Here is a 12362-nt window from a genome sequence, read left to right as displayed (position 1 = left end):
GCCCCGGCCACATAGGCCAGGGCAGGGGGCGCAGTCTTAGGCGTACTGGCGATAGTTCGGAGGTGGATTCCTCTGCGGGCCCACTCATTCCAGGCACTCAGAGAGCCTCCATTTGCACGAGTCGACACGGCGTGACCGATCAGGCTGCCACTCGCTCGATCGTCTCGCAGCAGTCCGTCACGTACGGCGCCGGGGCACCTGCGAGGGCCAAGGCCGAGAACGGGCCGTCAAAGGTCTCGCAGCCCTCTTCATGGACCATCGTGACAACCTTCCACCAGTCCGGGTCCAGGTCGCAAGGGAGGAAGAGACCGAGGGCGGGGAAGTGCTGTTCGTCGGACCAGGTCGGCATCCGGACCGACCAGGTCAAGGGCAGCCTCCGCAAGACCGCTCCTGACCAGCCATCAGCCCGCTACACTCCAGCAGCCCGAAATCGCCCCAGGTCGATGCTTCGGCAACTGCCGGGCCACGTCTCTTCCTTGACCTCGCGGACGGCTGTGCCTGGTAACGAGTCGGCGAGTTCCCCAACCCCGACCGTTGGCGCTGCATTCGCCAATCTCGACGACAAGGCGACGACCAACCTCCTGGTCGGACCCCGTAGTGCGGGCAACGTCCCGTGATCCGCCCCGCCACGCCGGAGCCTGGTCAGCCGCAATCGCCCAGGAAGCGACCTTCACGGTGGTCGGGGCTGATGAAGACTCCGCTGCCGTAGCCGAAGTTGAGGAAGGACGGATCATCGGCTTCCTCGCCCTAGTCGGCGACGGTACGCCAGGCGCACTTCGTCCCCTGGCACCCGGAACTGGCCGATGAACACCAGCGGCTCCCCGGTCTGCGGATCACCGGCCATGCGGGCTCCTCCGGCCACACGGGCTGCCCTCCGAACTTGTCACCGGCTCGGTCACGGCGCTTCCGCCACCCGCAAGTTCATCTGCAACCGTGGCAGGAACTCAGCTTCATAGGGGCTCTGAGCGCGGCCTGTTGGTCGCGAGATCACGATGGGACCGTACGGCACGGCACTGACACGGCGCGCAGTCGTAGCAGCGCGCACTCTCGGACCAACGTGGAACGGGGGACGGTCAGTCGTCGAAACCGATGCCCGCATAGGGGTCGGGCTCGCCCGTCCATGGGTCGATGCCCTCCTCCAGCCGTCGCTGCCTCTCGCGCCAGTGCAGGAACCGCCCCGTGCCCGCATTCCACAGGGTCGCGTCGCTGACCGGGCAGGCATCGAATGCACCGATGATCAGTCGGCGAAGGAACTCGGCCATGCCGACTGGATACAAGACCCATGGAGCGACCAGGCTCGGTCTCAGCACCGCGACCGGCCACCGGTCGGGGTCGGGGTCGGACGTCACCCAGCAGATCACGTCGCCCGCGGTCGTCACTCCCCAAGCGACCACGGCTCCCCCGGTGCCCGGATCACCGTCGGAGCCGCTCACCGTTGCACCCGGCACCCACTGATCACGAGCGTTGGCGGTTTCTTCCACCATGGCATCGACGTCATCCCGATCGAAACGCTCAGGACGTAGCACTTCGAGGGAATCGCTGATCCCGCCGGCTCCGTAGATTCCCATGAACGCCACGTAGTCAGAGGGAAAACGGAGTTCCCACGCGCGGGAGAGAGCCTCCCAGTCGACACCTTCGTCAGCGCCGGCTTCGGGGGGCAGAATGCGTTCCAATGCGACAATCGAGTTCCTGCCATGCGATTGATGCGTCACTTCATACCCCCTACAGGTTGCGGCACACCATTATGCGTCACCACCCCCAAATTCCTCCACTGATTGAATCTCTTACTCTTCAGCGAGTTCGGGACAACCTCATCAAAGTTGATACCCAGACTGCCGTCAGGATGCACCCCCCTTGCTCGCATTTCGAATGAGACGGGCACGGTCCTCGGCCCGTCATAGCGTGGATTAACGGTGTACATGACCACCTGCCCCTCGTTCACAGCCTCACGCACCTGCGCCTCAAAGAAGTACATATTATGCTCGATTTGCCCGTTTGCCTCGCTCACATGCGTATTGGCGGCCCGAGAGCACGTCGCAAGATTCCTCAAGTCCTTTCCGTCACCGCTCAGGTCAGCACCAAGCAGATGGCAGTTATTGATGGACCGGGGCGCATCCAACCCCAGATAGCCAGCGTAGCGGCCGGCCCAATCGTAGCCAGGGGGCCTAATACTTGAAACCACTTCTGTTCCCGGCTTTCGCCCCAGGAATTCCTGGTCTAGGCAGGCATACGCGCCAGTGGCCCGGTCACCATTGACAGCATCCAAATCCCCGTATCTGTGCCACCCTGCACCATTCACTCGACAGTCTCCATCCCTCCGGCCGTTATCCGTGGAATGGGGAGCATCCACCAACTCTTCCGGAACGTAGGAAACTGCAGCGTCAAGTAGATCTGAAATGAGCTCCTGCATATTACTAATAGCAGCCTCCCGCAGCCCGGCCTGCTCGAGAGCAGCGGTATCTACGCGCGGTTGGGGCAGCGCCGGCCGAGTCGGTGCAGGCTTGGGGTTGGGGCCGCGGTTCGGGTTCTGCGGGGGGCGGTGGGCCGGCGGCCGGGTCGGGGTGGTGCCGCGCGAAGATCCGCCGTAGGTGGACTTCGTTCCGCCACTGCGAGTGCCGCCGCTGCGAGTTGTGCAGCCGTACGTGCAGCGGCCGCCGGAGCCTGGACGGCCAGTGTTGGTGCGGGGCGTGGTCCGCACAGGGCCGGTCTGCGACGGACTCTTCGACGGCCGTGAGGGACGGGTACGGCCGGCACCGCATCGGCTGCTGTTGCACAGGTCCGAACGGGGGTCGCGGTACCGGGTAGAGGCCTTCTTCTTCGGCTTCGGCTTCGGCTTCGCGCCGCGGCTGCCGCCGCCGACTCTTACGCCGCCGCCGTTTCTGAGGAAGAAGCCACCCCCGGCGCAGGCGCAGATGCGATTGTGGCCGCTGGGGTCGATTCCGTTGACAGGGTCGGAGTTGGCGTATGTGTGACGGTTGGCCTGTGCGGCGGGGCTTGGTTCGAGGAGCCAGGTGTCGCGGGAGGTGAAGGCACCGGTGCCGGGCTGGTACCAGCGGGCAGCCATGTTGACGTCGCCACTGGTGGGGTCGGTCCAGCCGGACTGGTAGCCGATGGCCGGCGTCGAGCCGTTGGTGGCGGTTTCCTTGCCGAAGGGATCGTAGGTGGTGGAGCTGGTGACGGCGGTGCCGTCCGCGGACAGACCCGCGACGAGGTCGGTGTGGCGGTCGGTGATGGAGTACTGAGGTGTTCCGCCCTGACTGCTGGCAAGGAGCACGCCGTCCGGGGTGCGGGCGTAATACGAGCTGCCGTCGCTGATCAGCTGGTTGGAGCCTCCGTCGTAGGCGAACGGTGTGGTGCCGTGTGCGGCGACGCGGTCCAGGGAGTCGTAGGCGTAGGTGGTGGATCCGTCAGTGATCTTGCGCTCGAAGGCGTCGAAGGTCAGTGTGCGGGGAGTTCCGCCGCCCGGGGTGACGGCGGCCAGGGTGCCGCGCGCGGTGTAGGAGTACGTGGATGTGCCGTCCGTCATAAGGCGGTTGCGGGCGTCGTACGTCGCTGTCGCCGCGCCTGCCTTGGTGCGGTTTCCGGCTTCGTCCCACTCGTAGGGTGTCGTCGTTGTCCCGTTGGTCCAGGAAGAGAGTCGGCCGGCGTCGTCGTAGGTGTAGGTGTTCTCCCCTGCCCCGGCGACGCCGGTGGTGGTCTTGCTGGTCAGTCGGTCGTCGAGGTCGTAGCCGTAGGCAAGGGAGGTCACGGTTGCGCCGGTGTCGTTGGCGGTGACCTTGTCCGTGGTCAGCCGTCCGAGGTCGTCGTACGCGTACTCGCGCTTGGCTCCGACCTGCCAGGTCCCGTCGGCGAGCGGCTTGGCGTACTGCTCGAGGCGTGGTCGGCCGGCTTCGTCGAAGTCGACCCAGGTGTGGGTTCCGGTGAGGGAGTCGCTGGTCCAGTCGAGTCGGCCGGCAGCGTCGTACCCGAAGTATGTCTGGACGTCCTTGTGCCAGCGGTCGGTCATGTTTCCGTCGGCGTCGTAGGCGTAGCTCACGTCGCCGCCGGGTCCGCCTGCGGTCAGGAGCTGGCCGCGGTCGTTGTAGGTGTAGGTGTTCTGGTCCAGGATGCTTGCCGTGCCGACGGTGACGAGTCGTCCGGCGAGGTCGTAGCCGAGGGTGCGGGTGACGGTCTGGGCTTCGGCTCCGGTGCCGGTCTCTTGGACGAGTCGGCCGAGGTTGTCGTAGCTGCGGTCTCTTCGGACTCCGCCCGGCAGGTGGTCGGTGACGGCTTGGCCGGCTGCGTCGTAGACGGTGGTCCAGGTTCGGTCGCTTTCCGCCGGGTGGGCGGCGGTGGCAGGTTCGACGGTGGATTCGGGCAGGCCCCAGGGGGTGAAGGTGTAGAGGGTGATGTTGCCCTTGCCGTCGGTGAGGCGGGTGCGGTTGCCGGTCGCGTCGTAGCCGAAGGACAGGACGGTCGACGTGGTGTCGGTGGTCTTCTCGGACTGCTTGGTGACCCGGCCGAGCGCGTCGTAGGTGCGCTCGACGTACGCGCCCTGCGGAGAGGTCGTCGTAGTGGCGTTGCCATCGGCGTCGAAGGTGGCCTGCGACCTGCGCAGGACGGTGGCGCCCGTGCCGTAGTCGGTCAGGGCGGTTGCGTTGCCCAGCGCGTCGTATGTCGTCCGGGATGTACGGCCGGTGGCGTCTGTGGTCTCGATCTGGCGGCCGAGCCGGTCGTAGGCGAAGCGGGTGGTGCCGTAGGCATCGCTGACGGACACGGTCTCGCCGGCCGCGTTGTACGTGGCGCTGGTGGTGTGGCCGACGGGTGTGGTGGAGATGGTCTGGTTGTCGGCGTCGTCCCAGGTGTAGCGGCTGGTGAGGTTCTGAAGCGTTGGGCGGCGCTCGACGGTGGTGGCCGTGAGCTGGCGGCCGAGTTCGTCGTAGGTGGCCTCGGTCCGGGCACCGGTCGGGTCAACGGCTGCGAGCTGGAGGCCGGTCGGGGTCCAGGCGTAGAGGCTTACGCCGCCGCCGGCGTCCAGACTCGACGGCTCGTCCAGGCCGGAAGGCTGGTCGAGGGATGCCGTTCCCGATTCGGGGTCGACGCGGCGGACGAGGTTGTCGAGCTGGTCGTAGCCGTAGCTGGTGGTGCGGCCCAGCGGATCAGTCGTCGAAGCGACGCGCCCTGCCGTGTCGTACGTCGTTCGGCTGGTGGCATCGGTGATGGTCGTCCCGCCGGGCGGGGTGTAGGCGGGCAGGGTGACAGCCGTGGGGCGGCCGAGCGTGTCGTGCGTCGTGCGCATGACCGCGCCTTGTGCGTCCCGCGTCTCGGTGGGCTCACCGAAGGTGTTGTAGCCGGTGACGGTCTGCGGCCGAACCGTGGCGGGCAGGATGCCCTGCGCCTCGACGGGAACGGGCGGAGCGATCGACTTCACGAGCCTGCCGAGTGCGTCGTAGTGGTACGACGTCGTGTGAGCAGAGCTGGCGGCGCCGCTGACGTTGCCGCGCGGGCTGACTTCCGACTGGAGCAGGCCGCGCTGGTCGAAGGAGCGGGTGGTGATGTGGGTCGACGTGCCGTCGGTGAGGGTGTCCTTCTTCGGGTTGCCGGCAGCGTCGTACTCCGTGGTGACGGTCAGCTGCTTTCCACTGGTGTCCACCGGGGATGCCTGTTCGGTGACGCGGTCGTCCCTGTCATAGCCGTAGGTGGTGACACGGTTGAGTCCGGAGGGGTCCAGGACCTCGCGCGTCGTCCGCCCCGTGGCATCGACCTGGAACTCGACGGTCGTCGCCCCTCCGCCGGTCGTCCGGCGGATGAGGTTCCCCGCACCGTCGTAGGCGTTGGACACCTGGACGATGTCGTGGCGGGTCCCGTCGGAACGGGTGACCGCCTTCGCGATTTCGGTGGCCGGCAAGCCGTCGTCGAAGTAGGTGTACGCGGTGGTTGCTCCCAGCGCATCGGTGCTGGAGGCGAGGCGCCCGGCGGGGTCGTAGGCGTTGGATTCCACGACCAGGTCGCGGGTGCCGCCCTCCGGGTGGCCGGTCCAGCCCTTCAGGACCGTCTCCGCGTGCTGACCGCGGGCCGTGTAGGAGTGGGCGTAGGTCCGGCCTGCCGGGTCGGTTTCACTCGTCACCCGGCCGAAGGCGTCATGGAGGAAGGTGGTGGTGCCTCCTTCCGCGTCGGCCACTGAGTCGTTCAGGCCGTAGTCGTTGTAGTGGTACGAGGTACTGCGCGCGGTGTCGCCGCCTGTCGTGTCCTCGGTCTTCTCCGTCAGGAGGTTGCCGTCGGCATCGAAGGTGCGACTGACCTTGGCGGTGTGGGTAAGGCCGGTGATCTCGTTCTTCACACCCGCGCCGGTTTCGGTGACGATCCGCGACTGCGCATCGTGGGTGAACGCGGTGGTGACGCCGGAGGTGAAGGTGTCGGATATCTGGGTTTCGCCGGTCTTCCGGCCCAGCCCGTCGTAGGTGTACTTGGTGACCAGCCCGGACGGTGCCTTGGACTCGGCCAGATCGCCATTGGCGAAGTAGGTGTAGGTGGTGACCGCGCCGGCGGGCGTGGTTTCGGATGCCACCAGGCCGGCAGGTGCGGTCCCACCGTCCGCCGCAGGTTCGGTGCCGTTCGTGTAGGCGAGGTCCGTCACGCGGCCGTCGGGCAGGGTCGTGGTGTCGGGAAGGCCGAGAGCCGTGTAGGTCTGAGCGGTCCGGTAGCGGCTGTCCTGCGGGCTTGTCGAGCGAGCGTCCCGCATCTCAACCGGCTTGTCGTTACGGGGATCCAGTTCGTCGGTCTCGTTCTCGAAATAGCTGGTGAACGAGGTCCAGCATGAGTCGGCGTCCCGGCATGTCGTCGTGGTGACCGCGTTGCCGCGTTCGTCATGACCGGTGATCGTGACGTGCCCGTTGGCGTCGGTCACGGTGTGCACGAAGCCGCCGGTGTCATAGGCGAAGGCGGTTTCGTAACCGTCTGCATCCCTGACGCGGGTAGGTCGCATGCCTCGCAGTGCGTCGTAGCTCGTGCGGACAGGTTTGTTGTTGGGGTCCGTGACCGTGATCGTCGCGCCCAGGGCGGAGAGGCCGGAGCGCTCACGAGCCTGGAAATGGTCGGCGACCTGGTCCTCGGTCAAGGTGTGGTTGTAGAAGGCGGCTTCGTCGAGGTCACCGCTGAAGTAATAGGTGCCCTCGGCAAGGCCCATCCAGCCGGAGGAACCGAAGCCGGCACCGAGGTAGGTGTACTCACGGGCCTGATCACTGATGGGCCCGGTGAGTGAACCGATCTTCGCACCGTCGAGGTAGAGAGACTGCGTGGTGCTGTCGCCGCTGAGTACCACGTGGTGCCACTGGTTGTCGGTCACCGGCTGGGGCGAGGTGATGGGTGTCGCCCCTGGATTTGTGGACGGGTAGAACTCGCCGCGCAGCTTGCCGCCCGCATCGATGTTGAGGGCCGGCCGCCAGGATGTCGGCTTCTGGCCGAGGGGCGCGTCCTGGAATGCCAGGAGTACGCCGCTCGGCTTGGCCGTGCGGAACCAGAGTTCCACCGACAGGCTCGTGTCGCCGCTGAGGCTTCCGCTGGGGACCCGGATGCTGCTGGTGCCGCTGAAGCGCGCTGCGCTGCCGTCTCCGGTGCCGAAGACTCCGGTCGCACCGAGTGTCGTGCCGTTGTAGGTGCCGTTGCTGTTGGTGGCGGTGACTTCGCTGCGGGCCGTGGTTCCGGAGGTTTCGTCCAGTCGCCAGTATGCGGCGGGAGCGTCACCGGTGATCTCGCCGCGGTAGTGGGGCCCGTCACCCGCGACGAGTCCGTTTCGGGCCTTGTAGTGCGCTGCCACCGTCGCGGCGCTGAGGGACTTCGCGTAGACGGCGGGCTCGTCGATCTGCCCGGTGAACCAGTAGGTCCCAGAGGCTGCAATGCCCGTCCATCCTGCGCTGGCGTAGCCGGCGCCGAGATAGGAGTGGGTGAGCCCGGACTTGCCGAGGGTGCCCGTGCGGCTGCCGAGGGGCATGCCGTCGAGGTACAGGGTCTGGGTCGCCCCTGAGCCGGTGAGCACGACGTGGTGCCATTCGTTGTCGGTCACGGACTGGCCGGAGACTATCGGCTGGGCATTTCCTGTCGCGAAGCGCAGGCCACCCCGCAGCTTCCCGTCCTCATCGATGTTCAGTACCGGGTGCCAGCTGGACGGTGTCTGGCCCAGGGGCGCGTTCTGAAGGCCGAGGAGGACGCCGGACTTGGCCGTTCGGAACCACATCTCCACGGCGAGTTCCGTCGTGCCGGACGGCACGTCTCCCGGCAGCTCGACGTAGGAGTCCGCTGTCCCGTCGAAGGCCACGGCTGTGTTGTCGCCGTCGGCGAACGCACCGACGGCGCCGAGGTCCGCCCCGTCTCCGTAGGAGGCGTCTGTGCCGTCGTCGATCCCGCTGGCCGCACGGGCGCCACTGCGCTCTCCCAGTCGCCAGTAGCCCTCCGGTCCTGAGGCACGCACCGCGTCGGCATATGCGGCCGAACCGGCGGAGTAGACCGGAGCCGAAACCTTCCACGCGCCGCCGTTGGCGTCGGTGTATTCCGTGAGCCGGCCGCTCCGCTGGTCATAGGCGGCGGTGGCGTGCACTCTGCCCGACGGCAGAGTGACCTTGGTCATCCGGGCACTGGTCCCACGGGCCGCGTAGTGCGCCGCCACGGTCGCCTCATCGAGCGGGCGGTGGTAGATCGCCGCTTCGTCCAGCTGGCCGGTGAAGTAGCGGACGCCTGCCGCCATCCCGTCCCAGGCCGGACTCGACCATCCCGCACCCAGATACGTGTGGCTCTTGTCGTAATGGTTGATCGGACCGGTCAGCGAGCCGACCTTGACCCCGTCGAGGTACAGCGCCTGAGTCGTTCCCGCGCCGCTGAGAACGGCGTGGTGCCACTGGTCGTCGGTGACCGTGGCTGTCGACGTCATGGGAGTCACCGTCTGGCCGGTGATCTCGAACTGGCCGCGCAGCTTGCCGTCGGACGTGATCGCCAGGGGACTCCAGTACTGGGGCTTGCCTTCGTTGAGCCGTCCGCCCTGAAAGGCGACGAGCACGCCGGGCCTGGTCGTCTTGAACCACAGTTCGACGGCCAGGAACGTAGAGGCTTCCACCTCACCTTCTGGGAGTTCGACGTAGGAGTTGGTGCCGTCGAAACCCCCGGACTTGTCGCTGGTTCCGGCGATCGCGGACGGCTGGCCGAGCGCTACGTCACGGTGAATGCCGTCGTTCAGGCCAGTACGTGAGGGAACTTCGCTGCCGGCCACCGAGCCGTCCTGCTCACCCAGACGCCAGTAGGAGACCGGGCCCGCGTCGAGGACCATCGAGCGGTAGAGCGAGCCGTCTTCGTAGGTGTATGTCGTGCAGTTCGTCGTCGAGTCGGGCGGGCACACCTTGGTGAGCTGGTCGCCGGTGTACGCGTACGTCCATGACACGCCTGGGGTGTTGGTCCCTATGGGGCTCGTGGTCACCTTCGTCACGTGCTCGCCGGCCCAGGTGAACGTCAGGACTCGGCCGGACAGCTGGTCGGTGACGGCGGTCAGGGGGCCGTTGTCAGGAGCGTAGGTGAGTTCTTGGGTGCGGCCCGCACCGTCGACGATCGAGACGAGGCGGCCGTCCGTCGCGAAGTGATGCGTGGTGCCGGACCGGTCGCGCAGCGCCCAGCCTCCGGCCTCAGTGACCAGGGTCTTGGTGTCGCCCGAGGCGGCGGCGAAGCTTCCGTCGGCGTTGCGTCCGAAGCGGACCTGTGAGCCGTCCGCCTGGGTGATCAGGATCGTTCTCGTCAGCGGCTCGTCATGCAGTCGCATGTCCCAACGCGTCGACCAGCCTGCCCCGAAGGCACCGCTCTCGCGCGGGTCCAGAGAGTTGTACGTGCGGGTCACCGACAGCTCGGGACCAACGGTCGTCAGCGCGGCATCCGTCGCGGTGGTGACGTAGTTGCCTGCCCGCGCACCGATCTCTCCGGTGCCGTCGGCTCCGCCGAGATGCGCGGTCACCGCGGGCTGCGGAACCTGCGTGGTCAGACGGCTCGCCGAAGTCCGGGCGGACGTGGCGTCGCCGTCGTAGACGTAGGCGTACCAGGCATATGTCTTGCCCCAGGACAGCCAGCCCGACGGGACCGCCCACTGGCGCTGAGTGCCGCGTGTACCGGACCGGCAGTTCTTGCGGGTGTTGCTGCCCTCGATCTCGCATACCTCGAAGGTGTATTCCAGCGTGCCCTTCGGGTAGCGGTCGTCGTCCTTGCCCTGAGCCCACAATGTCGGAGTCAGCGAGTCCACCACACCGCCACTCGCAGGGGCGAGGCCGGTCAGTACGGGAGGGATGTTCACCGCCGAGAGCTTGACGCCCGCGCCGGGCACGCCCGCGTCGAGGAAGAGACTGACTCCCAAGTCGGTCATGGTCCACACCACCGTGTACGTGCCGGCGGTGAGCGGCGCGATCTTCGCGTCCACCGTCACGGTTTCGCCCGGTGAGACGTCCTGCGGCATCTCCGTGTACACGATCTTGCTGGAGTCGGTGATTTCCTTGTTCTGCGCGTCGTAGAGCTTGTAGCGCAGCTTGTACTTGCCGCCCTGCGGCCAGGTCTCCTGCCCCTGATTGGTGAGAGTGACCTTCTGGATTCCCTGCGTGGTGGCCGTCACTGGTGCGGTGAAGTCGCCCAGCGTGTAGGTGGCTCCGTACTTGGTCCACGTCACGTCGAGGCTCGGCTTGCCACCGGGGTAGTCGTCCGAGCCGAACTGCTTCCAGCCGTAGGAATCAGTGGTGGACGCCTTGACCGCGAGTCCGTAGTTCTTCTGTCTGCCGTGCGTCCAGTCGTCGACCAGCTTGCGTCCGGCCGAACCGAGGCTCATCGTCTCCCACTTGGGAGCACATGACCAGGTCGATGATCCGGAGGGGCGCCAGCCGTGGGCGAAGCTCTTCGAAGCGAGCGAAGAACCGGTCGCGGGGCCCGGGTAGCTGGTCGTCGTCGACTCGGACCAGTTCGACGTGATCGGGTGCACTGTCACCGGCCGCGCCGTGCACGAGTAGGACCAGGTGTTGTACAGCGCCAGGTTCGCGCCTATCACCCACGCGTTCTTGAGTGTCGTCTCGAGCCCGGTGAACCGTAGAAACGCGGCAGCCTTGTGGCTGCCCGCGTCATAGGTGCCGACTTTGAGGATCGTGTCGCTGGAGAAGTTCTGGTTGTAGGGATGCTGGACGTAGGTGCCGGAGGTGGCGTCGATCTGCTGCAGTGACGGGTCGACCTTCACGGGGAAGACGCGTTCCGGGGCCGAGAGCCACTCCTTGTCGAGCGTCACTACGAGGACTTGCTGATCACCACTGCCTTCGAGGCGGTAGGTCACACCTGAGGAGATCTCACCCTGGTTCGCGTGAGGAACCAAGTTGGAGTCCTCCATCCAGCCCGCCGGCATCCAGGCCTTCTGCACGCCTTGAGCATCGGTGAAGACCACACTTCCCTGTCCGGAGAGGCTCGCTGACAGGCCCTCGAGGTGCAGGGGGAACCGCCACTCTGTGGGAGCACTCCTGTCGTGCAGGACGATGGTTTCCTTGACGGAGTCGCTGCCCGCGATCAGCTCGATGTCAGCAGCCTCCCGGACGGTCTCATAGACGATCTCGCTACCGTCTGCCTTTCCGGTCGAAGGCGCCGCGTCCTCCACGCCGTAGCCGACCGACAACCCTTCACCCAGACCCATCCGGACAAGTGAGGCCGCGTCGGCGTCGGCGGCCAGGCTGATCTCGGCCGCGGTGGAGGCGGGCGTCCAGTCCGGGAGGCTCGTGTTCATGGTTCGCGCCCCGGCCTGGGGCTCCGGGACGAGCGTGGTGTCGATCTCCCGCCACACGCCCTTGGGGTCGCGGAAATTGACCGGCTCGGCATAGAAGCGGGTGGTGTGCGTGCCGTCCGTGTTCCGGTAGGTGCGCTGCCGCTCCTGCCGCTCGCCCGTCAGCTCCTTGCTGCTCTTCGGATCGAAACCCGCACCGGTGCGCGGTGAGGGCGGCGGCGTGACCTCTGTCGCAGGGCCAGGTTCGGGAAGCCGGCTCCGAGCGTCCAGTTCCTGGACGACGGGTGCCGCCTCCGGGGGCAGTTGACCAGGCGCCTTCAGCGCGCCGTCACGGCCGCCACTCGCAGTGGCGTCCGTTCCGTCCGTTCCCGCCGAGTGCGAGAGGCCGTCCGCGCTCCCCCACCTCTGGTCGGGCAGGTCACTGGGCAACGGCTGAGCATTGGTCTGCAAAGCCATGGCCGACTGTTCACCGGCAATCAGCACTGCCAGAACCGCGACAACGGAAACGGCGATCGAGCGCGCGGAGCGCATGCGAAACTCCCACCCCAGTGATCCACAAAGTAGCTGCGTGATCACACACCAGTTCACATGTCGAGCACAAGCCCTCTAT

The 12362-nt window shown here is 66.8% G+C and carries 3 protein-coding genes; all 3 read right to left on the bottom strand.

Translation table 11 applies throughout. The features are described 5' to 3' along the window. Positions 1-139 precede the first annotated feature (139 nt). Complete coding sequence (locus ACWGH4_RS20010; RefSeq protein WP_453462524.1) at positions 140-367, bottom strand: hypothetical protein; 228 nt, start codon at positions 365-367, stop codon at positions 140-142. Positions 368-1073: 706 nt separating this feature from the next. Further along, on the bottom strand, positions 1074-1712 hold the full coding sequence (locus ACWGH4_RS20005) for an SMI1/KNR4 family protein (RefSeq protein ID WP_453462521.1): 639 nt from the start codon (positions 1710-1712) through the stop codon (positions 1074-1076). Further along, positions 1709-12283: a LamG-like jellyroll fold domain-containing protein gene (locus ACWGH4_RS20000; protein WP_453462518.1), complete on the bottom strand. Its 10575-nt coding sequence runs from the start codon at positions 12281-12283 to the stop codon at positions 1709-1711. The genes ACWGH4_RS20005 and ACWGH4_RS20000 overlap by 4 nt, the downstream gene beginning before the upstream one ends. Positions 12284-12362 lie beyond the last annotated feature (79 nt).

The sequence above is a fragment of the Streptomyces sp. NPDC054847 genome, from assembly GCF_053610925.1.
This window is presented reverse-complemented; position numbering and strand designations above follow the sequence as displayed.